The sequence below is a fragment of the Pseudomonas sp. ATCC 43928 genome (assembly GCF_005938665.2).
Taxonomy (GTDB): Bacteria; Pseudomonadota; Gammaproteobacteria; order Pseudomonadales; family Pseudomonadaceae; genus Aquipseudomonas.
Window position 1 is genome coordinate 38,168 of sequence record NZ_CP041753.1, and the last position, 21,795, is coordinate 59,962.

Sequence of the window (21,795 nt, forward strand, 5' to 3'; positions counted from 1 at the left end):
CCTATAAAAGGCACCGAAAGGTGCCTTTTTGCATATCTGGAAACGGCAAACCTGCATTGCCCAGTGTCACTTAGCACACTCAGTCTGATAACGTGCGTCTATCGATTGCAGCCGGTATGCTTGGCCCGCAACTTCATGGACGCTTGCTATGACTCTCACAGAATTACGCTACATCGTTACCCTCGCCCAAGAGCAGCACTTCGGTCACGCGGCCGAGCGTTGCCACGTCAGCCAGCCGACCCTGTCGGTGGGCGTGAAAAAGCTTGAAGACGAACTCGGTGTGCTGATTTTCGAGCGCAGCAAGAGCGCCGTGCGCCTGACCCCGGTCGGTGAAGGCATTGTCGCCCAGGCACAAAAAGTCCTGGAGCAGGCCCAAGGCATCCGCGAACTGGCCCAGGCCGGCAAGAACCAGCTGACTGCACCGCTGAAAGTTGGCGCGATCTACACCGTCGGCCCGTACCTGTTCCCGCACCTGATTCCACAACTGCACCGGGTCGCCCCGCAGATGCCGTTGTACATCGAAGAAAACTTCACCCACGTGCTGCGCGACAAACTGCGCAACGGCGAGCTCGACGCGATCATCATCGCCCTGCCGTTCAACGAAGCCGATGTACTGACGTTGCAGCTCTACGACGAGCCGTTCTACGTCCTGATGCCGGCCCAGCATCCGTGGACGCAAAAAGAATCCATCGACGCCGCCCTGCTCAACGACAAGAGCCTGCTGCTGCTCGGCGAAGGCCACTGCTTCCGCGATCAAGTGCTGGAAGCCTGCCCGACCCTGGCCAAAGGCAACGACGGCGCCAAGCACACCACGGTGGAATCCAGCTCGCTGGAAACCATCCGCCACATGGTCGCCTCTGGCCTGGGCATTTCGATCCTGCCGCTGTCGGCGGTGGACAGCCACCACTACGCCCCCGGCGTGATCGAAGTGCGTCCATTGAGTGCGCCGGTGCCGTTCCGCACCGTAGCCATCGCCTGGCGCGCGAGCTTCCCGCGACCCAAGGCGATTGAAATCCTCGCCGACTCCATTCGCCTGTGCTCGGTGGCCAAGCCGCCTGCGCCGGTGGTGGCCGGTTAAGTCGCTGTCATGACCGAGTTGTCGCAAGTGTCGGTGACGGCACTCAAGGGTGTCGGCGAAGCCATGGCCGAGAAACTGGCCAAGGTCGGTCTGGAGAATCTCCAGGACGTGCTGTTCCACCTGCCGTTGCGCTATCAGGACCGCACTCGCGTGGTCCCGATCGGCCATTTGCGACCCGGGCAAGATGCAGTGATCGAAGGCACCGTCAGCGGCGCCGACGTGGTCATGGGCCGGCGCCGTAGCCTGGTTGTCCGTCTGCAGGACGGCACCGGCGGGCTCAGCCTGCGCTTCTATCATTTCAGCAACGCCCAGAAAGAAGGCCTCAAACGCGGCACGCGGATTCGCTGCTACGGCGAAGCCCGGCCCGGCGCCTCGGGGCTGGAAATCTACCACCCGGAATACCGCGCCATCACCGGTGACGAACCGCCGCCAGTGGATGAAACCCTGACCCCGGTCTACCCGCTCACCGAAGGCCTGACCCAGCAGCGTTTGCGCCAGTTATGCATGCAAACCCTGACCCTGCTCGGCCCCAGCAGCCTGCCCGACTGGCTGCCGACCGAACTGGCCCGGGATTATCAACTGGCGCCGCTGGCCGATGCGATCCGCTACCTGCATCACCCGCCCGCCGATGCTGACGTCGATGAGCTCGCCCTCGGTCATCACTGGGCCCAGCACCGCTTGGCCTTTGAAGAGCTGCTGACCCATCAACTGTCCCAGCAACGCCTGCGCGAAAGCATGCGTGCCCTGCGCGCGCCGGCCATGCCCAAAGCCACCAAGCTGCCAGCACAGTATCTGGCCAACCTCGGCTTCACCCCGACCGGCGCCCAGCAACGGGTCGGCAACGAAATCGCTTACGACCTCAGCCAGCACGAACCGATGCTGCGGCTGATTCAGGGCGACGTTGGCGCGGGCAAAACCGTGGTTGCCGCCCTCGCCGCGCTTCAGGCGCTGGAAGCGGGTTATCAGGTCGCACTGATGGCGCCCACCGAAATCCTCGCCGAGCAGCACTTCATCACCTTCAAGCGCTGGCTCGAACCGCTGGGCATCGAAGTTGCGTGGCTGGCGGGCAAGCTCAAGGGCAAAAACCGCGTGGCCGCGCTGGAGCAGATCGCGGGCGGCGCACCGATGGTGGTCGGCACCCACGCGCTGTTCCAGGACGAAGTGCAATTCAAGAACCTGGCGCTGGCGATCATCGACGAACAGCACCGCTTCGGCGTGCAGCAGCGCCTGGCATTGCGGCAGAAAGGCGTCGGCGGGCGGATGTGTCCGCACCAGCTGATCATGACCGCCACGCCGATCCCGCGGACGCTGGCCATGAGCGCCTACGCCGACCTCGACACCTCGATCCTCGACGAATTGCCCCCCGGCCGCACCCCGGTGAATACGGTGCTGGTCACCGACACCCGGCGCGTCGAAGTGATCGAACGGGTGCGCGGCGCTTGTGCCGAGGGCCGTCAGGCCTATTGGGTGTGCACGCTGATCGAAGAGTCGGAAGAGCTGACCTGCCAGGCCGCCGAAACCACACACGAAGACCTCACCGCCGCCCTCGGCGAGTTGAAGGTCGGCCTGATCCACGGCCGCATGAAGCCCGCCGAAAAAGCTGCCGTCATGGCCGAATTCAAGGCCGGCAACCTGCAACTGCTGGTCGCCACCACCGTGATCGAAGTTGGCGTGGACGTGCCCAACGCCAGCCTGATGATCATCGAAAACCCCGAACGCCTTGGCCTCGCACAATTGCACCAGTTGCGTGGCCGCGTCGGCCGGGGCAGCGCCGTCAGCCATTGCGTGCTGCTCTACCATCCACCGCTGTCGCAGATCGGCCGTCAGCGGCTGGGCATCATGCGCGAAACCAACGACGGTTTTGTCATCGCCGAAAAAGACCTCGAACTGCGCGGCCCCGGCGAAATGCTCGGCACACGCCAGACCGGCCTGCTGCAATTCAAGGTCGCAGACCTGATGCGCGACGCCGATTTACTGCCAGCCGTGCGCGACGCCGCCCAGGCCTTGCTCGAACGCTGGCCGGATCACGTCAGCCCGCTGCTCGACCGCTGGCTACGCCATGGGCAGCAATACGGCCAAGTGTGAGCACTGTCGCAGTTTCTGGACCCTGGCCTTAAACAAGCTGGTTATACTCCTGCAATTGTTTGAAAACGGATACAGACCATGACAGAAGCTGCCCTCGCCCCTGAAACCCCGCACGCTCCGTCTGTTATTCGGCTGCTGCTCGGCAAACTGGGCATCGCCTACCAGGAAGTCCTCGACCATCACGGCCTGAACGCCGCGCGCAAAGTGCAGGCGGTTTTGCTGGACGATGCCGTCGGCGCGCTCATGGTGCTGTTTCCGCAAAGTCAATTGCTCGACCTCAACCGCCTCGCCGAACTCACCGGCCGACGGTTGACCGCCGTATCCACCGAACGCCTGGTAAAAATGCTCGGCAAACACAGCCTGAGCCTGCTGCCCGGCCTGCCGGCGCTCACCAGCTCACCGTGCCTGTATGAAGAAAGCCTGCTGCGCGAACCGAAGTTGCTGATCAACTCGGGCGAGCCGGGCGTGCTGCTGGAAATCACCAGCGAAGATTTCAAAACCATGCTGACCAAGGCCAGCGCCGGCAACTTCGGCGAAGCCGTGCACAGCATCCGCCCGAACCTCGACCGCCCCGACGATGACCGCGAGGAAATCACCCAGGCCGTGCAAGCGTTCACCGCGCGGCGCATTCAGCAACGCCTGGAAGCGACCATCGAAATTCCGCCACTGGCCGAAACCGCGCAAAAAATAATCAAACTGCGGGTCGACCCCAACGCCACCATCGACGACATCACTGGCGTGGTCGAAACCGACCCGGCCCTGGCCGCGCAAGTCGTCAGCTGGGCGGCGTCGCCGTACTACGCCTCGCCGGGCAAGATTCGTTCAGTGGAAGACGCCATCGTCCGCGTGCTGGGTTTCGACCTGGTGATCAACCTGGCGCTGGGCCTGGCCCTGGGTAAAACCCTGAGCCTGCCCAAAGACCACCCGCAACACACCACGCCGTACTGGCAGCAATCGATCTACACCGCCGCCGTCATCGAAGGCCTGACCCGCGCCATGCCCCGCGCCCAGCGCCCGGAAGCCGGCCTGACCTACCTCGCCGGCCTGCTGCACAACTTCGGCTACCTGCTGCTGGCCCACGTGTTCCCGCCGCACTTCTCGCTGATCTGCCGCCACCTGGAGGTCAACCCGCACCTGTGCCACAGCTACGTCGAGCAACACCTGCTGGGCATCAGCCGCGAACAGATCGGCTCATGGCTGATGCGCTACTGGGACATGCCAGAAGAACTGGCCACCGCCCTGCGCTTCCAGCACGACCCGAGCTACGACGGCGACTACGCCGAGTACCCGAACCTCGTATGTTTGGCCGTGCGTTTGCTGCGTAGTCGCGGGATTGGCTCGGGGCCGGATGAAGACATTCCGGATGCCTTGCTGGAGCGTGTGGGGCTGACTCGCGACAAGGCCAACGACGTGGTCAGCAAAGTGCTTGAAGCTGAAGTGCTGCTGCGCGAATTGGCTTCGCAGTTCAGCCAGGCCTAAAAGCATCGTCGAATCGCCACCCGGACCAAGCCACGCTCCCACAGGACTCAGGTAATCCCTGTGGGAGCGGGCTTGCCCGCGATGAATCCACCTCGGTCTGACTGAAATACACCAACCCCTGTGGCGAGGGAGCTTGCTCCCGCTCGACTGCGCAGCAGTCGCAACCCAGCCGCCGCAGTGTGTCAGATACAACCGAAGTCTCAGGCTTTAGGGCCGCTTCGCAGCCCAGCGGGAGCAAGCTCCCTCGCCACAAAAGCCTCCTCCACTCCTGACTGGATCAAGGTTCTCAGGCCTTAGCCTTCGCCTTCCTAGGCTTCAAATACTTGGTCAACCCCTGAAACCAGATCACCAGCGCCGGGTTGCCCTTGATCTGAATCGACTTGTCCTGAATCCCCGTCATAAACGCCAGCTGCTTGTTCTTCGCCTGCATCGTGGCAAAGCCATACGCCGCGTCTTTAAAGGCAATCGCAAACGCAGGCTCGGCATACACGCCGGACTTGCTGGTAATGCGCTGGTCCTTCACAAAGAAATGCCGAGCCACCTTCCCGTCCAGGGTCTGTAGCTGAAACACCAACGCCTTGTCACCCAACTGCTGCTGAAACGCAGGATTAGTCCGACTGGCCTTACCCATCAACAAACCCAGCATCCACAGAAGAAAACGAAATTTCATGCGCACAGCCTCAAAAGAAAAATGAACGGCCGGCGCAGTGTAGCGGCTCCAAGCCAGAACGCCACCATCGTGTTGCGTTAGAAGAAGATGAACCGCTTTTCCCGCATGATGACCGCCAAGTCACGCTTTACCGCCTCAACCCTGATCCTTCCCACGCTCCCGCGTGGGAATGCATTCCGTGACGCTGCGTGTCACCTCCAACACCCGCCCTACACCTGAAGAAACACATTTCTGTAGGAGCTGCCGAAGGCTGCGATCTTTTGATCTTGATGCCCTCAAACCTCTCGGACATTTCCTTCAAAACGCCGGGCTGTCCGTGAACTAGGCGACTTTGGCGTTCACCGATAACCTCTATCCGTCACCGAAAAAATCGGTGATTCGGACGTGCAAGTCCGATGGAGTACACATTCGGTTATGGCAATTCATCGAGCGTTTTCCTATGCTCGCGAATCGTTATGGCTGCTGTGTATGGGAGACCTTCGGGTCTGCCGGGTGACTCCACCGGTCTTGCACACCTATGCACAGCTGCCACCTCTTTCGAAGTGCACGCGAAACGGTGTCAGCTCCTTAAATTTTGGAGTAACACTTTATGTTCAAGCCAACACCGAATCCCCCAGAAAACCCAGCCACATCCCCCTACGAATCCTTAGATTCCAGAAAACTCCACGAAGCCGCCGAACGCGCCCTCGACCACCATTTCGCCCCACCTCCCAAAGAAAAACCCAAGCGCAAAGGCAAACTCTTCACCGTCTCCCCCGACATCGACACCGAAGCCCTCCTGGCCAACGCCTCCGAAGACCTGAAGTCCATCAGCGCCATCGCCGCCAGCCTGGCCGACGATGTTGATGGAGAACGGCGCTCCTTAGCCTTGGCGCTAAGCAGATTGGCAGATGGGGTTCGGTTGTTGGTGGAGCGAGCGCTGGATCACATTGATTCGCCGAATCCGGCGGAGCATCGGGCGAAGGCGTAGCGAAATCGCGGAAAGAGAAAGGGGACGTTGAGTCCCCTTTCTCGATGATCTCGACTCACCACTGACAGCCTGTCTCTGGTGACGCCTCCATGCTGATATCCTGATCGAACGAATATTTCTTACCGGATTTGTAATTCGTGTAGTACATCGAGTTTACCCGAGCCCCCTGAGTCGCCCTTTCATACTCCCCCGTCACCACACCGTCAGAAACCTCCACCCAAGTCGTCGTGAACTGATAAGGCCCGTCCTCCGTCATGACTTCTTCCACAGTGTTCCGATAGACGAGAGGAATGGCCTTCTTCGACTTGCTATACCTAACCCCCGCGCCGCTCCATTGGGTGACCGAGTCGTAATAGGTTCTGAATTCGAAATTGATGTTTTTACCTTCCAGCGAACGGAAACACGAGACCTGTGTTGTGATCTCACTACGGGCCGTCAGCGGCAATACCAACAACAGCATTAAAAATAACTTCTTCACAGATCCCTCTGATCTCATTTTTTTGAAAACGATGACGTGCGAGCTTACCGCATGCCTAAAGTGAAAAATCCGAGACTTCTGCAAGCCGCCAACATTGCCCACGAACAAACTGATACTCGAAGACATAATCGGTATCCGGCTTCTGCAGGATCGCCGTGGCGTTGTTGCCCCGTTCTTCCTTGACGGTCAACGTAAGACCATCGGCCTCTCGTTTCACGCGATCCGGGATGATTGGAAACTTGATCTGATCGCCGCTGACGCTGCGCTTTTCCATCTCAGGCTCGGGATCTCCCGCCACAGTCGTGAGCATTTTCAGCGGTTGTTGGACGAAGGCTTTCTGCACGTCTGCGCGTTCGGAGAAAGCTGAGAGGAACGTTAAAAAGTCGGTCGAGGGGCAAGAATCACTGGCCGCGCCACCATCGGCTTGTAGTGTCTTCTGACGGTTGCCCTGACCCAGTTTTGAATCCGCAATCATCTTTGCATCCAAGTCTTCCAAGCGCTTCTTAATGCTCGCCGCATCCTTGTAAGCACACTCGACTTCTACGTCATCTTCCAGATTTAGACCGTCGCGGCAGTTCTGCACTCAGGGTCTGGCGGGTCACCGCGAAAAAACTGCAAGGACAAGTGATCGCCGTCCTTGAAGAGCGGCAGTTCCAGCACCGAATAGGAATCACCTTCGAAATGGCTGTGCGAGACTTTGTGTTTTGTCAGAACAAACATGGACTTCCCCGCTCGCTCAGGGAATTTGCGCTCGAAGAAGAACACCGAAGCAATTTGTTCGCCTTCGACCTTCCACACATAATTCAGCGAAGGCTTCACCGCATTCATGGGGGCGTAGAAAATTTCAGCATCAGGCACATGCACGCCCCCAACCTGACCTTTAAGGTTGTTCTTCAAAAAGAACACCGTGATCTTTTGATCACCCAACGAAGCAACCACCGGCGGATGCAGCTCGCCTATGGTTTGTAGGTCACTTGCCGATGCCGGTTGAGCCGACAAACCGACCATGCATCCGAGCGCAGCAATAAAACTTAAGAGCCTGGCCAATGCCAATCTTCAAATGTTTACGCTGATGGTTTCACGCTGCCTCAGGTGCGCTGCACTTCAGTTCTTTGATTTGCTCATTCTGAATCGGAATCACGCAGGCGAGGCGCTTCTCTCCGTCCCCACGAAGCTCGAACAAGCTGAGCGTCAGGTGTAAACCATCGGCAGCAAATGCATGATCCTCAAACAACGCACTGGCATAGCCATCCCAAAACGATTTGCCGTCAAAACTGCAAAACCGCTTGGAGGAAAGCACTCTCCAACCGCCGTTAGGCGCCAGAATCTGAACCGTCAAACAAGGGCTGCCAAAGGTGCTGACATAACGCGCCACGACATCGCCGAAGCGCTGGGAGCCGGACAGGAACACCTTGTTGAGATCAACCACATTACCCGGCTCATCAGCGACGATAGTGTCCAGATAAGCCGCACGCTCCAGGCTCATTCTGGCCACGCAGTTGTTGATAGTCGTAATATGCAGCGCCACACCGGGCTCGCTTTCCGTGGCTTCGAGCGGGCACGTGGTGTCGCGCAGCTTGATCCACGCGCGCTGGGCCTCTCTGGCCATCGCCATCAACGCCTTGCCCTGTTCAGGGTCGCGCCGCTGCTGAGACTCGAACCGCGCTAGCAGTTTCTTGTAACTAGCATTGAGCTGTACGTCGGCTTCTTTGCGTGCCGCTTCCACGCACAGATCGATCTGCCAGCTCACGGTGGTCTCTTTGCATTCGTCCTTGGCCATCGCGATGGAGGCAAACAGGCATCCAAAGGACAATGCGATACAGCGCACAAACATATTCAATTTTTCATTCCCTGAATTACAGATCGCTCAACTACACGTTGCGGAATTTTCTGCGCCTTGCCATCGGCGCTCATTGCGTCGCGGTATTGGCTGTAATAGCGCTGCGCTTCGTCTTCGCGACCAAGGCGCCACAGTGAATCGGCGATGTTCAACATCAACACTGTGCGTTTACCGAGCGCCTCAACGCCGCGATAAAACGCCAGCGCAAGCTCATCGTTTCCACCTTCAGCCAGGTAAAACCCAAGGTCGTTGAAACCTTGAACATTGCGCGCCGGTGGATGGCAAGCCATATACGCGTCCAGACTTATAGTGCCCAGACTCAATTCGAGGGCTTCCCCGCGGGATTCGACAGTCTCAATACTTGAGACCTGCTTCAGCAAATCCTTTGGAGAAGGCGTCTTCATGACAAGGTCAAGAACCTCCCCTTCACCGGAAGTCCATCGATTGCCCTCCCATTCGCCGTAGCAAAACCGAGCTACGTGTTGATGGAGCACGCAGCCAGTTTCCATCGAAATTAAATCGCAACTAGTCTCTTCTGTCGGGATCTCTTCGCCTTCCTGACCAATTACAACGCCATAAAGAGTCTGGTTAATCAGCAATGTTTTCTTGTCAGGACTTAGCCAGCCGTTATGCGTTTCGGTACCAACGTCGGAAACATAGAGGGGAAAAGTCTTGCCGTTCGCGGTAAACGAGGCGATCGCCGACTCCGGAACAGGCCTACTCCATGTCTTATCCTTCAGCGTCAATATGTGCCCGCCAACCCCGATGATTTGGGTGTCCTCGGCCAAGGTACTGGCTGAAGCCAACAGGCTCATTAGAATCATTGCCAACCTAAGGCTGCTGACGAAAAAAAGCTGTTTCACGAAAAATCCTTTTTATCTTTGGCTCGCCAGGCACTTGGCGTAACCGTCGGAAAACTACTCATCGAAAGACAATGCATCCGGTTCAAATACAGTGACTTGCCTTGAGCGCTTCCGCGCTTTGCGATCTCAAACGCTCCAGGTTTTCGATGCCCAACTGATTACCTTTGTCAGCAGCCATTTGATAACAGGCTAACGCCCGGGACACATCCTTCGTTCCCAACTCGCCACCCTCAAAGGTAGAAGCCAGATAATTCATCGCGTCAGCGGAGCCCATGGAAATAGCACGAATAACCTGCTTTTCTGCCTGCTCGGGATGCAGGCATGGGCCGCTATAGTCGGTGGAATTTCCTACGCAAAAAAACGTGGCATAAGCCAACGCTCCACTCGGTATTTTGGATGCCGCTTTGAACAAAGCCTCAACCTTGTTGGTTTCCAACTGGGACGCCATCTGCGAAAGACTCAAGCTTGCCGCCGACAGGCTCGCCTGAGCATCACCCGACTCTGCAGCACATACATAATTTTCCAAGGACGCTTCAATCAACTCCACAGTCAGAGGATATTGCTCAAGAAACCCTAACCCTCCTAAAGCCTCAGCACGTTGATAACAGAAATTCTCCGCGCGGCTCATTCCGGGGTTACCTGTTGCGACAAGATCCTTCTCACTGATCGACCAGTCTTCAATTCCCTCAAGTACCCAACATGCCTGGCGAGAGAAGTTGAAGATTTTTACATTGCTGTTGCCCGCCCGCTTATCCACCACATTGACGTGACTGTCGTCGACGTTCTCAATCTCAACCCCGACCGTCCCACTTGGACTGACAGGCGCCAGCAATGGGTAGGTCAGCGAAGCACCCTGCACTCCCGTTGTTACTGGCTCGAAGTCCGTCGGGCCCTTGCCCGCTATCGGCTTCAGTAACAGTTGCTTGACCGTCAGCGCCGTGAGACGCCGCTGAGACTCGCTATCGGCAGAAAACGCTGTCAGAAACGGAGTGAACTCCTCGGACGGGCAAACATCGTTGACCGGTGCCACTGCAGCATTTTTGTTGGCTGGGGGAGTTACCAGCTCAGGCGCGATTTTTTCCAGGGACGCCGATCGCTCACGGCTCATCCTGGCGATGCACAAATTAACGGTCGTCACATAAGCCGGTTGACCCGTCTCGATCTCGAACGCTTCCAAAGAACAACCAGTGTCCCGCAGCTTGAGCCAAGCTCGCTGCGACTCTTTGACCTTTGCGGCATACGCCGAGCCCAGCACAGGATCTGCCCGATACTGTGCTTCAAGCCGTGCCATCAACTGTTGATAACTGACATTCAATTGCGTATCAGCAGATTTTTTGGCCGACTCGGAACACGGTACCATTTCCAGACTAGAGGGAACCTGAGTGCAGTCATCCTGCGCATACACTGCCGAAGTCGGTAGCAACAGCGCGCCGACAAACGCAAAAACAAAACGCTTCACTGTGTTCAATCCTTGATTCATTCAGGTCATCAGGCCTTGCGCTTTGCAAAGCGAGTTGTGCATTGCTTGGGGACGTTCATCTCCCAGTAGGTACTGATCAACGCTTTGCGCTTGCCATCAACGCGCAGATTGACGAATCCATCACCGCAATCGGGCTGTAATTCCTGGAAGGTGCCGGTTTTGGGCTGGTAAACAAAAATCCTGTGGATGTTGTAAGTGCTCATGCCGTCATCAACCTGCCAGATCGCGAAATCTTTCACGCCGTCGAAATTGAAATCATCAATCTGCACACGTAGCTCGCTTTCGGCTTCAAAGGTGATTGTTCGGGATTCGCTGTGGCCATCGTTTGTAACCGATAACGCAAGCGAAGAGCCTTCCAATGTGAGTGTTACCTCTGCGCCTTGGGTTGGGCTGAAGGTAGTTACCTCGGCATGGGCCGACACCATCCACAACAGGCCAAGCAGCAACCCGCTTAAAAGCTTGAATCGCATGTGCTCGCCCTACTCCCACTTGCAGCCCATCCCAGGCGACCAAGCTTTGCCTGGCGCACATAAATCTGACCCTTATCTCTTACCGCGAGGGAATTATTGCATCCAAATATTTAGCTCGATCCAAGCTCATTCTTGCGATACATTTATTCAAATTCGCTGCATATAAAACCTTATCCCACTCATTTTCGAATCCTTCCAAAGAACAGTTCGTATCGCGTAGCTTTATCCACGCTCTCTGAGAGTCTTTCAACTTCCCCAAAAAAGCTTTATTCAACTCAGGCTGCGATTGATACTGAAAAATATATCTGGACTCCGCTCTATCAATTACTGCCTTGTAGCTTTCATTCAGTTTGGCGTCCGCTATTTCCATTTCCGCTTGCGCACACTGCGCGCTCTGCTCTTCAGCCATATTTTCAGCGCAAACATCTTGGGCGAAGCTCATTAATGGAAGTGACGCGCCAGCTAAAACAAAAATAACTACTCGAGTAACATTGTTGCAATTCATCCAACTCCTGCAATATTTAACAAAACTATAGCCACTTAAAAAAAACACCATAAAACAATCTACAACAAGTCTTAAAAATTTCACAACAAGCTCTCCATACCAATACCCAAAATTATTTCACCTAAGCACCTAACCACAACATCTCAAATATCAACTATGACTATTTCTAGTAAATCACTCTCGCCGCGGTTTAAAATCCTCAGGCTTTTCGTTTAGTTTGCCTACGGCATCAGGATAACTCATCAGCTCAGTCAACACAGTCAACGCGTTCGTGTAAGCTTGGTAGCGCGTCACAATTCCGTAAACACTTTTTATCTTGCTAGGATCTGGCATCGGCCGGCCATAGTTTACAGTTGATGCAACTTGCCCAAACGACTCACAAGTATAATAAACGTAATTTTTTGTACCTACCTGCTCGGTATCGCGCACCAAAACAGGACTCTTGTCGGCAAATTGAGCTGCGCCTGTCCAAGCCCAATAAGCACCTGCACTCATTGCCGCATCGTGACCTTTATCACCTACATCACTCCTCCACCGAATCATTTCGGATGTTAATCCTTTGGATGTCAGAGCGGCATCAGCCAAGTAACTCTTATCCCTAGTTTTGTCCGCAGATTTTGCCGCTGCTGAAAGCGATTTCGCCGTCGATTCGGAGATCTTGCGCCCTCGGAATCTCCAGTATTTTACATAGTTATCTGGCCAAGTTAGCTGGAAGAATCCTCGTCCATCCCACGGAGAATATCTTGCGCTAGAATCATTTTCATGTAGCTTGCCAAACCACTGCGTTTCTTGAGTTGAGTTTCCAAAAAAAGCAGCCATTCTGAACGGACTACCACTAATTAAAAACTTTCGCAGCGCTTTATTTAAGTCATCTTTCACTGTAGAAATTTTTGACTTTGTGGCTGTACCTATCGCGACAGCTTCAAAAAGCCACCCACTATTACCTTTGCGCAATATATTTGAAGGGAGCAACTGCGTTAATTCCCTCTCGCTCAACCAACCACACTTTCTAAAAGCACCTACAAATTCTTTTGGTGGGAAATGCCAATGCTTCGATCCGATACCCGCCAAGCCTGCATCTTCCCAAAAAGCCATCGCTTGCTGGTGGGATTTTAGTTTATCGTAATCACCCTTTGGCATAGCCGGCCCCAACTCCGACTCTTGTTTCAACCAACCGTAACGGATATCAAAGTCATTACCCCCCCACTCACTTGGAAACTTAAATATGCATCGCTTAAGTTTTTCCTTAGAGCTCTCCTTTTCAATAATTTCTTGATTATGCTTCTTAATACGATAGCTCTTGCTATATACGTGGTCTTCTTCTGGCTTGGCCGGAACATGCTTAAAGTCAGGAGCCTTGGATATTTCCACTATGTTCCTAGAAGGCGGATACAATGGATCCTCATCCAACTTCAACAACTCCCGCAAATATGGTGACTGACAGTGACTATCTTCATCAGCATCATCATCAACCAACTTCCAACCCGACCATTGAGGGAAATCAGCGTCACTGAAACAAGTTACAGTGCTGCTGTTCAAATTAACCCAAGCATTTCCATCAGAGAATGCGATCTTGCGCCAATGTGCCGCATTCGTCGGCGCGAGCGCATCCGAGCCAAGTACACGGCCAAATCGGAGAAGTTCATAACCTGCACTTGGACAATCTGGAAAGCGGTCTACAGACGTTTCATAAAGATTATATTCGAAGTTCTTCTCTTCTTTCTGCTCTCCCAAACACTCACCGTCAAGCGTAAAGGTACTTAACAGACACTGTCCGCGGCTATAGCTCATACGGACAAATAGACCGTCCGCAGGAAGACGCACACAACTAGACATATTATTTGTATCTGTCCATTGGCCTGGCCGCTCCGCATACCCGAGGACTTCAGGAGGCAAATAAAAATACATGTCCCCCCAGCAGCTCTCCCTCCTCCCGGAGATTGTCTGATATGACAGTTCTCTTTCTGTACGACCTATTAAATTTTTTACTTGGCTATCATCAGCAATAATTTCAAAATGAATCTTATTTTCTGCTCCATAAATTTTCCCAGCCTCTCCGAGCACTTCTTTGCGATAAATCTGCATGCCCTTCTTCGGATCTTTCACCGTTATTTTTGAAAGATGCATGTAGATCGAGTAGAAAACCACCTTCGAATTTGCACCCTCACCAATCTCGGTTTCGTGCCGAAGAACAATGCAGCCATTGTCCGTCCAGCCGCTGTAATTCAGAGGAGCATCTTCACTCGTGTCCACGGGTGCTGGCTCGCGGAAGTAGGCCAGGGTTCCATCCGCAATCGCGCGTACCGGCAGTGCACGCCCAGCCTCTTTAGGGGCCTTCAGGTGAGTACCGCCATGCCAGTTCAAATCAAAGCTAATCGGGAAAAAGCCATCACCCGGTTCACCGCAAAGCATCGCTCGATTCAAATACGCTTCGTCACTCTCTCCAGCAGTCGGTGCAGGAAGAAATGGAGGGCTAATCAACATAGGTGTGATCCATCTTTAATCAATTTTTTCAAATCCATTGAGCGCTGACTTCACAGCGATAACAGGTACTTTGTCTTAGGTTTAGGTTCCTCAGGCACATTCCCCAACGCCTGATCCATCAAACTCCCCGCCTTATCCTTATCCGCAGCCCCCGGCAGCACCGGTGGCTTAATCCCAATCCCGGTCCCACTCCCCGCCGATCCACCGGCATTAATCTTCACCACCGGCCCAACCACGGTAACCCCACCGGCATCGAGCTTGATGAAGCTTCCGCCCGCTTTTACCGTCAGTTCCATCCCTGCTTCGATGACAATCTTGTCCCCAGCCTTCAGGTGAATCTCCTTCCCGGCACTGGTCAGCTGAGCAGTCCCCAACTTCACATGCTGGTTCTGCCCAATCGTCAGGTGATCATCCATCCGCGCCTCAGTCTTGCGATCAGCAATCGTGGTGCGATGTTCTTCGGCCTTCAGCTCGGTGTAGGTGTTCTTCACCACCGTATCGTGGCGTTCATTCCCCACCCGAATCTTCTGGTCGTGCTCGATGTTTTCATCCCAATCCCGTTGGGCATGAATAAAGATCTGCTCCGCCCCTTTCTTGTCTTCGATCCGCAGTTCGTTGTACCCGCCGCCCCCCGGTGAGCTGAGGGTTTTGAAGACGGTGCGGGTTTTGTTCGCTGGCAGGTCGTAGGGAACCTGGTTTTCCTTGTGGTACAGGCAACCGGTTACCAGCGGTTGGTCGGGGTCGCCTTCGAGGAAGGTGACGAGCACTTCCATGCCGATGCGCGGGATGGCGATGGCGCCATAACGGTCGCCGGCCCAGCTCGAAGAGACGCGCATCCAGCAGCTGGTTTTGTCGTCGGCCAGGCCTTCGCGGTCCCAGTGGAATTGCACTTTGATGCGGCCGTATGGGTCGCAGTGGATTTCTTCTCCTTTGGGGCCGGTGACCATGGCGGTCTGGCTGCCGAGGACGCGGGGTTTTGGGTGTTCCAGGGCCGGGCGGTAGAACACGTTCCACGGGGTGGCGAGGAAGCGGTTGCGGTAGCCCTGGTGGAAGTCGTCTTTGTTGTCGGTGGTGTCGCTGGTCACCGCCTCTTCGAGCACTTGCGGCTGTTTGCCTTCGTGGACGACTTCGGTGAGTAACCAGAGGTCGTTCCACTCGGTGCGTGGGTGGTCGGAGATTTCGAGGAAGTGGCCGCTGACGAGGGTGGTCTGGTCGCCACGGCCTTCGGCTTGTTGATAGTCGGCGCGGTGGCGTTCAAGGGCACGTTGGCTGAGGAATTTGCCGCGGGCACGGTCGAGGAAGCGGCCGGGGTAGTCGTAGACTTCGAGGTCCGGTTCGGTGCTTTCGCCGTCGGGTTTGTACGCCGCTTCGAGTCGCAGGTTGGGCTTTTCGAAGTCGTAGTCGCGACGGGTGACGCGGCCGGTGCGGGTTTCCAGGCGCAGTTTGAAGCCTTTGATCACCGGTTCGTCGGCGACCATGCCGCTGCCTTGGACGTAGGCGGTGGGCTGGCCGAGTTTGGGGAACACGGTCTGGTCGTCGCCGAACACCAGCAGGTGGGCTTTTTCGCTGTGCTGGAAGTGGTAGTGAATGCCTTCTTCTTCGCACAGGCGCTGGACGAAGTGCAGGTCGGTTTCGTCGTATTGCACGCAGTAGTCGCGGTCCGGGCACGGCTGGCTCAACTGGAATTTGTAGGCGTTGCCTTTGATGCCGTGTTCTTCGAGGATCAGGGCGATGATTTTCGGCGCCGACATCTGCTGGTAGATGCGCTGGTTGGTGCGGTGATGCAGGTATTGCAGATGCGGCACCAGGGAGACTTTGTAGCGGGTCAGGCGCTTGCCGGCATCGCCTTGGGCGACGCGGTAGATCTGGCCGTGGATGCCAGAACCCTTCGGATCAAACGCCAGAAAGGCTTGCTTGTGCAGGAGTTTTTCCAGGTCCAGGTCCGGGTTTTCGCTGACCAGTTCCAGGTCGAAACGATACGGCTGGCTGATGCCTTCGGTGCCGGTGAACGACAACACTTGCAGGTTGCCGGCATAGTCTTCGACGGTGAGGCTGAAGTGCGTTTCGTTAGCTGAGTTGAACATTGCTTGCTCCCTGTTCGGTAGTCATCCGTTACGCCCGCAGTCGAAGGCGTTGCAGCAAAGACGAAGTGGCGCCCAGGGCGTCACGCAATTGGGCGGCGGTGATGGTGCGCTTGGCCGCATCGAAAGCCAGCGCCGTTCGCAGGGCTGGCCAGCAGTGTTTGGGTAGATTTCGAGGTGCGTGCAGCTCACGGTCGAGGTGGCCGTCGCGAGCCTCGGTCGACGGCAAGCGGCGGAACGGGTGTTTGCCGCCCGCCAATTCATAGAGCACGCAGGCCACGCCGTACACGTCCGCGCTGGCCGAGAGTGGTTGGCCTTCAAGCAGTTCGGGGGCGGCGTAGCCGGGGGTCCAGGCGTTGAAGCGGTCGCGGCTCAGGTGCGGCAGGCCGGGCAAGATGCCCTCTTCGGCCTGGCCGAGGCCGAAGTCGAACAGGCGCACGCCTTCTTCGCTGAGCATCACGTTGCTCGGCTTCAGGTCGCCGTGCAGCACGCCGCGAGCGTGGGTGTAGGCCAGCGCGTCGAGCAGCGGCATCGCGATCTCGCGCAGCTCGAACCACGGCAGGCCCAGGGGCCGCTCGCAGAGTAATTTGTCCAGGGTCAGCCCACGCATGAGTTCCATGGTGATGAAGGCACGCTGGCAGTCGGTGTCCACTTCGAAGGTGTGCAAACGCAGCACGTTGTTGTGGCGCAGTCGTCGGGTCAGGGTGAACTCGCTGTAGAGCAAGGCACTGGCGTCCGGCGATTCGGCAAATTCTTCGCTGAGGATTTTCAGCGCAATGTAAGGGTCGGGATCGCCGAACTGTTCGCGCAGCAGATCCCGTGCACGGTAAACCGCGCCCATGCCACCAGCCCCCAGCAGACGCTCGATGCGGTAACGTCCCGCGAGCACGTCGGGCAGTTCACCAATGCTGGCCCGGGTCGGCGCCAGCGCAAGCTCGGCCTGATGCGGCTTTCCGTTTAGAGGCTTGGCGAACGCGAAGTAAGTCAGGTTATTGGCTTCTTCCTCGGTCACCAGCAGGTCGTCGATCGGTGGCATGAATTCAGTCATTGGCGGATCACCACGGCAGTCAGGTTATCCCGGGCCGAGCCACGCAGAGCGCCGTCGAACAGACGCTCCAGCGCAACGTGCGGTGCGGTCAGGCTCAGGGCGGTGCCCAGGGCATCGCTAGTCAGCCCTTGATACAAACCGTCGCTGCACAACAGAAACGCATCGCCGGGATAGACCTCGAGTTCCAACACATCCAGCGTCAGTTGCTCGGCAGCGCCGACCGCACGGGTCAGCGCATGAGCAGCAGGATGCGCACGAGCGTCTTCTATGCTCATTTGTTGCTCGTCGATCAGTTGCTGTTGCAGCGAATGGTCCTTGGACAGCTGATACAAACGCTGGCCGCGCCACAGGTAGCAACGGCTGTCACCGGCCCAGATGCAGGCCGCGCGATTGCCTTCCACCAGCAGCGCCACCACGGTGCTGCCCATGATGCTGTCGTGACGGCCGGCGGTGACGGTCAACTCCTGACCCAAGCGGCGGTTGAGCCAGTGCAAGCACTGGCGAATGCCTTTGAGTCGTTCGTCGAAGTCGTCCTGCACCGGCAATTCCGCCAGGCTGGCGACGATCAATTGGCTGGCGATGTCGCCACCCTGATGACCGCCCATGCCGTCCGCGACCACCCACAGCCCCTGCTGTGGACAGTCGAGAAAGGCATCTTCGTTGCGCGCCCGAACCTTGCCCGGATCGGTACGCGCAGCGCTGCGCCAGGGGCTGGCAACCAGCATCAGAGCTGCACCGGCATACGGAAGGTGCGCAGCACGCCCATGTCGAACGGGTTCGGCGTGCGCTGGCTCGACAGCAAGTAGTTGGCGCGCAGGCCACCCACGTCTGCCTTGAGCACCAGCACGTCGCGACCGGTCAGGTACTCGGTCTGCATCAGGTCGAACAGACGGAACAGCGACCATGGGCCGGTGTTCTTCTCGATGCCGATCGGGCGGCCAGCCATTTTGTCGAGGACCAGGCTGGTGCGACCGTCTTCGGCATCGGTCGGCCATTTGAACGACACCGGCACGATCGGGCCGTGGCGGTATTCGATGGTCTTGTCGCCAAACTTGAACTCGGAACGGCTGACCGCCGGGTCGAGGGTGTACGGCTCCAGTTTGAACTGCACTTGCGGCTCGGCCGGGTTGATGGCGAAGAAGCTCTGGCGGATCACTTGTGCCGCGGCCATCTGGTCGAGGTAGACCTTGGAGATCGGCATGCTGTGACCGTCAATGCTGCGCAGGCGGTAGTTGCCTGGGTCGCCACTGACGAATGGACGCATGTAGGTATCAAAGAACCGATCGGCGATGCCTTGGGCCTTGAAGAACTCGCGGAAGTCGCTGATCGCGACGTCGCTGGTGCTGTGGGCGCTGAACGGGTAACGCTTGTTGATCGCCTTGCCGTAGAAGCTGTACAGCTCGCTCTGATAACGCTGGTTCAGGTACTGGTAGGAATCGTTGAGCACCAGACGCCAGGTGTCCTCGGCCAGCACGTTGAACCACACGCTGACAGGGCGCGGCAGACGGTTCGACGCATTGCGCAGGGTGCTCAGCGCATCACGCTGGCCGCTCATGCGGGTCTTGGCCATTTCGAACGCGGCCTGCTCCGGTGAACTGGCGCGGGCCAGGCTCGCCATTTGCATTTGCAGGTCGTTGAGGGCTTGCAGGGCCGGAGTCAAATCAGCGGCCGGGCCGTTGTTGTCATCCAGCAAGCGGTGCAGCGGTTCGAAGCGACGTTGCAGGGATTTCTTCGCGGTGTCCGGCAGGTTTTTGGTCGCGGCCATGTCAGACGCCGCGTCCGCTGCGGCCGACGCCAGTTTGCCCAACTTGCCGAGCTTGCCCTTCTGCTCGCCCAGTTTTGCAGCGGCATCGGCCGCCTCATCAACCGGTTCGGCTTCCGCCGGGAACCGAGTGTTCTCGCGCACTTCCACCAGCAGTTGCAGCACCGGGGAATTGGCCGACGTCAGGCCCGCCAGTTGCTCGGCACCCTCACTGAAATCGCTGATCGCGGGCAGAGCCACCTGGCCGACCGCTTCGCTCCAGAAGTTGGCGTAGTCGCGGAAGTACAGCTGCTCCAGCTCGACCATCAGGCGACGCAAGTCCATGCCGCTGATGCCCGAGCCTTCGCCCAGCACCCAGTTATCACGCAGGATATCGGTGACCAGCGCCGAACCCTGGACCGAGAAATACTGCTGATAACCCTGTTGGGTGTAGAACCCCGGAATCACGTAATCGGTGCCGACAAACAACGAACCCTGCGGGCCGATGTGTTGGCTCAGGCGGTATTCCGGCAGGTTGCGAGCCTGCTCGCGCAGCATCCGGTAAACCACGTTGGCCAGCGACTCGCTGCGCAGCACCTGACGCGCCTGCGCCACCAGCTGTTCGTTGAGCGGGTAGATAAACGGCTGCTTGAGCAAACGCTCGAAGTGGGTGTTCAAACCGTTCTGCACCGCGGTGTTGCCGGCGTAACGCTGGGACCATTCGGTAGCGACCCAATCCTTGAGCCATGCCGCATCGCGGCGATCTTTCATGTTCAGCATCAGGTATGCGCGCAGGCTGTTGAGCAGGCGTTCGCGGTCCTTCATGTTGGCGCGGATCTGCCCTTCCAGCAGCGTCGCAACCCGTGGCAGCAGTTGCGCTTCGAGTTCACGCTCATAGGCGCTCTTGACCACCGGGTTGGCGTCTTCGCCTTGGTACAGGCCACCACGTTCGTGGTACGACACGTCACCTTTGTTCGGGAACACTTGTGTCGCCGCGTAGCTGGTGTCGAGGGTCTTGAGCACCGCCATGGAATCATCGCGCGCAGTCAGGGCCGAGCGTTGCTGGTTCCAGGTTTGTGCCAGGGAACGCAGGTTTTCCAGACGCTCATAGTTGGCCGAGAAGCCGCCCGCCCAGAGCATGCCGAACAGCGCCAATGCCGCCAGTGCGCCCACGTACAGGGCACGTTGACCCCAGTGGATGCGGCTGCGCTCGCGCTTGTCCAGACCGGCCAGGTCGGCCTCGGGGAAGATCACCCGGCTGAGCAAATGGTGAATGAACCGCGAACGGCCGCTGCGCAGGGTTGGCAGCATGCCGGCGCTCATGCCCAGGTTGGCGCCGATACTGGCGGTGGTCTGGTCCATCTGTTGAGTCAGGTGCGGTGCGCTGGTCAGGTAGAAACCGCGCAACTGGCTGACACGCTGGTAGCGGTTGCCGGTGAACGCCAGGTCGACGAACAGGCACAGGCGCTCGCCGATCTGCCCCAGTTGATGCGGGAAGTCGAGGATGCGGCCACGGCGCTGGGTGTCGCGCTCCTGGTGCATGCGCATGATCACCTGGCTGTTGAGGCGACGCAGCAGCTCTTCGAACTCGGCGCGCAGCACGGCCACATCGGTGCCGCTCTGCTCTTTGCGGAAGCTGGTGCCGAGGACCTGATCGCTTTCTTCGCGGGTCAGTTGATCGAAGAACTCGTCGAAACCGAGCAGGCGATCGGCCTTGCTCAACACCAGATAAATCGGCACATCGACGTGCAGTTTCTGATGCACGTCTTGCAGGCGCGCACGCACCTGGCGGGCCAGGGTTTCGAGGTCCTGCTCGCTGCCGCCCAGCAGGGTTTCCACCGGAATGGTCACCAGCACGCCGTTCAACGGGCGGTTGCGGCGACGCTTGCGCAGCAGGTCGAGCAAGGTGCTCCAGGCACTGCCATCGACTTCGGCATCCGGCTGGGTCAGGTAACGCCCGGCGGTGTCGATCAGCACGCCGTGGTCGGCGAAGTACCAGTCGCAGTGCCGCGTGCCGAGGGTGTCGCGGGTGAGTTTGCGGTCGATCTTGTTGATCGGAAACTCAAGGCCCGAGAAGTCCAGCAGGCTGGTCTTGCCGCTGCCCTGCGGGCCGATCAGCAAGTACCACGGCAAATCACTGCGCCAGCGTTCGCTGCGGCCGCGATACAGGCTCGAGGTTTTCAGGGTTTTCAGGGCGTCCTTGAAACGCACCTTCAACTCTTTCTCTTCTTCGTCGATCAGCTCTTCACGGCGGATACGGTCCTGGCCGTCTTCGGTGGCTTCCACAGCTTTTTTGCGCACACCGGCGCGCCAGCTGACGAAGACCATGGTCAGGCCCCAGATCAGGAACAGCACACTGATGGTCAGCAAACGGGAGGTCGAACCTTCCCAGAATTTGTAGTCATTGACCGCCAGCAGCGGCCCGACGAACCACACCAGCAGCGCAACGAACAGCACCAGCAACAGGGTCCATACCCAGGTCTGGCGCAGGAATGCGCCGACTTTCTTGAAAAACTTTTTCAT

The 21,795-nt window shown here is 57.4% G+C and carries 18 protein-coding genes; 4 read left to right on the top strand and 14 right to left on the bottom strand.

Annotation, left to right across the window (positions count from 1 at the left end):
* Positions 1-148 precede the first annotated feature (148 nt).
* From FFH90_RS00215 to FFH90_RS00225, 3 genes are all read left to right on the top strand, one after another.
* Entirely contained in the window at positions 149-1,078 is a 930-nt protein-coding gene (locus tag FFH90_RS00215; protein WP_008007618.1) for a hydrogen peroxide-inducible genes activator, read from the top strand.
* A 9-nt stretch (positions 1,079-1,087) separates the two neighbouring features.
* Positions 1,088-3,163: an ATP-dependent DNA helicase RecG gene (recG, locus tag FFH90_RS00220; protein WP_019650087.1), complete on the top strand. Its 2,076-nt coding sequence runs from the start codon at positions 1,088-1,090 to the stop codon at positions 3,161-3,163.
* A 78-nt stretch (positions 3,164-3,241) separates the two neighbouring features.
* Entirely contained in the window at positions 3,242-4,642 is a 1,401-nt protein-coding gene (locus FFH90_RS00225) for an aminoacyl-tRNA deacylase and HDOD domain-containing protein (protein WP_018927474.1), read from the top strand.
* Between the two features lie 286 nt (positions 4,643-4,928).
* On the opposite strand, the gene FFH90_RS00230 is transcribed toward FFH90_RS00225, so the two are convergent.
* Positions 4,929-5,312, bottom strand: coding sequence for a hypothetical protein (locus tag FFH90_RS00230; protein ID WP_008073421.1), 384 nt, complete (start codon positions 5,310-5,312; stop codon positions 4,929-4,931).
* Between the two features lie 589 nt (positions 5,313-5,901).
* Between FFH90_RS00230 and FFH90_RS00235 the strand changes: the two genes are divergently transcribed.
* Positions 5,902-6,282 carry a DUF6124 family protein gene (locus FFH90_RS00235; protein WP_138866512.1) on the top strand — a complete coding sequence of 127 codons (381 nt, stop codon included), beginning with the start codon at positions 5,902-5,904 and terminating at the stop codon, positions 6,280-6,282.
* 55 nt (positions 6,283-6,337) lie between these two features.
* Here the strand turns inward: FFH90_RS00235 and FFH90_RS00240 are convergent, their stop codons facing one another.
* From FFH90_RS00240 to tssM, 13 genes are all read right to left on the bottom strand, one after another.
* Entirely contained in the window at positions 6,338-6,742 is a 405-nt protein-coding gene (locus tag FFH90_RS00240; protein WP_082920908.1) for a hypothetical protein, read from the bottom strand.
* 73 nt (positions 6,743-6,815) lie between these two features.
* Positions 6,816-7,343 (bottom strand): hypothetical protein, encoded by a 528-nt coding sequence (locus FFH90_RS30190; RefSeq protein WP_225602960.1) that lies wholly within the window; start codon positions 7,341-7,343, stop codon positions 6,816-6,818.
* Positions 7,319-7,807, bottom strand: coding sequence for a hypothetical protein (locus FFH90_RS30195; RefSeq protein ID WP_225602959.1), 489 nt, complete (start codon positions 7,805-7,807; stop codon positions 7,319-7,321). Before FFH90_RS30195 ends, FFH90_RS30190 begins: the two co-directional genes overlap by 25 nt.
* Positions 7,808-7,838: 31 nt before the next feature.
* A complete protein-coding gene (locus FFH90_RS00250) occupies positions 7,839-8,594 on the bottom strand; it encodes a lysozyme inhibitor LprI family protein (RefSeq protein WP_111453050.1) in 756 nt (251 codons plus the stop codon).
* Positions 8,595-8,596: 2 nt separating this feature from the next.
* Positions 8,597-9,463, bottom strand: a complete 867-nt coding sequence (locus FFH90_RS00255; protein ID WP_230138909.1) for a type IV pilus biogenesis/stability protein PilW — start codon at positions 9,461-9,463, stop codon at positions 8,597-8,599.
* A gap of 82 nt (positions 9,464-9,545) precedes the next feature.
* A complete protein-coding gene (locus FFH90_RS00260; RefSeq protein ID WP_177431083.1) occupies positions 9,546-10,943 on the bottom strand; it encodes a lysozyme inhibitor LprI family protein in 1,398 nt (465 codons plus the stop codon).
* A gap of 8 nt (positions 10,944-10,951) precedes the next feature.
* On the bottom strand, positions 10,952-11,413 hold the full coding sequence (locus FFH90_RS00265) for a hypothetical protein (RefSeq protein ID WP_111453052.1): 462 nt from the start codon (positions 11,411-11,413) through the stop codon (positions 10,952-10,954).
* Positions 11,414-11,492: 79 nt separating this feature from the next.
* Positions 11,493-12,002 carry a lysozyme inhibitor LprI family protein gene (locus FFH90_RS00270; RefSeq protein WP_111453053.1) on the bottom strand — a complete coding sequence of 170 codons (510 nt, stop codon included), beginning with the start codon at positions 12,000-12,002 and terminating at the stop codon, positions 11,493-11,495.
* Between the two features lie 90 nt (positions 12,003-12,092).
* Positions 12,093-14,402: a M23 family metallopeptidase gene (locus FFH90_RS00275; RefSeq protein WP_138866513.1), complete on the bottom strand. Its 2,310-nt coding sequence runs from the start codon at positions 14,400-14,402 to the stop codon at positions 12,093-12,095.
* A gap of 50 nt (positions 14,403-14,452) precedes the next feature.
* Complete coding sequence (locus FFH90_RS00280; RefSeq protein WP_138866514.1) at positions 14,453-16,486, bottom strand: type VI secretion system tip protein VgrG; 2,034 nt, start codon at positions 16,484-16,486, stop codon at positions 14,453-14,455.
* 28 nt (positions 16,487-16,514) lie between these two features.
* Positions 16,515-17,531: a serine/threonine-protein kinase gene (locus FFH90_RS00285; RefSeq protein ID WP_168206146.1), complete on the bottom strand. Its 1,017-nt coding sequence runs from the start codon at positions 17,529-17,531 to the stop codon at positions 16,515-16,517.
* The gene (locus tag FFH90_RS00290) at positions 17,528-18,256 is read right to left on the bottom strand and encodes a PP2C family serine/threonine-protein phosphatase (protein WP_138866515.1); all 729 of its coding nucleotides are present in this window, start codon (positions 18,254-18,256) and stop codon (positions 17,528-17,530) included. The genes FFH90_RS00285 and FFH90_RS00290 overlap by 4 nt, the downstream gene beginning before the upstream one ends.
* Positions 18,256-21,795, bottom strand: a complete 3,540-nt coding sequence (gene tssM, locus FFH90_RS00295; protein ID WP_168206147.1) for a type VI secretion system membrane subunit TssM — start codon at positions 21,793-21,795, stop codon at positions 18,256-18,258. The genes FFH90_RS00290 and tssM overlap by 1 nt, the downstream gene beginning before the upstream one ends.

Coding starts and splice junctions, on each gene's coding strand:
- FFH90_RS00290 (WP_138866515.1), bottom strand. CDS start 18,256: ATGCTGGTTGCCAGCCCCTGGCGCAGCGCTGCGCGTACCGATCCGGGC.
- FFH90_RS00240 (WP_082920908.1), bottom strand. CDS start 6,742: ATGCTGTTGTTGGTATTGCCGCTGACGGCCCGTAGTGAGATCACAACA.
- FFH90_RS00225 (WP_018927474.1), top strand. CDS start 3,242: ATGACAGAAGCTGCCCTCGCCCCTGAAACCCCGCACGCTCCGTCTGTT.
- FFH90_RS00215 (WP_008007618.1), top strand. CDS start 149: ATGACTCTCACAGAATTACGCTACATCGTTACCCTCGCCCAAGAGCAG.
- FFH90_RS00275 (WP_138866513.1), bottom strand. CDS start 14,402: ATGTTGATTAGCCCTCCATTTCTTCCTGCACCGACTGCTGGAGAGAGT.
- recG (WP_019650087.1), top strand. CDS start 1,088: ATGACCGAGTTGTCGCAAGTGTCGGTGACGGCACTCAAGGGTGTCGGC.
- FFH90_RS00265 (WP_111453052.1), bottom strand. CDS start 11,413: ATGCGATTCAAGCTTTTAAGCGGGTTGCTGCTTGGCCTGTTGTGGATG.
- FFH90_RS00230 (WP_008073421.1), bottom strand. CDS start 5,312: ATGAAATTTCGTTTTCTTCTGTGGATGCTGGGTTTGTTGATGGGTAAG.
- FFH90_RS00250 (WP_111453050.1), bottom strand. CDS start 8,594: ATGTTTGTGCGCTGTATCGCATTGTCCTTTGGATGCCTGTTTGCCTCC.
- FFH90_RS00280 (WP_138866514.1), bottom strand. CDS start 16,486: ATGTTCAACTCAGCTAACGAAACGCACTTCAGCCTCACCGTCGAAGAC.
- tssM (WP_168206147.1), bottom strand. CDS start 21,795: ATGAAAAAGTTTTTCAAGAAAGTCGGCGCATTCCTGCGCCAGACCTGG.
- FFH90_RS00260 (WP_177431083.1), bottom strand. CDS start 10,943: ATGAATCAAGGATTGAACACAGTGAAGCGTTTTGTTTTTGCGTTTGTC.
- FFH90_RS00285 (WP_168206146.1), bottom strand. CDS start 17,531: ATGACTGAATTCATGCCACCGATCGACGACCTGCTGGTGACCGAGGAA.
- FFH90_RS00235 (WP_138866512.1), top strand. CDS start 5,902: ATGTTCAAGCCAACACCGAATCCCCCAGAAAACCCAGCCACATCCCCC.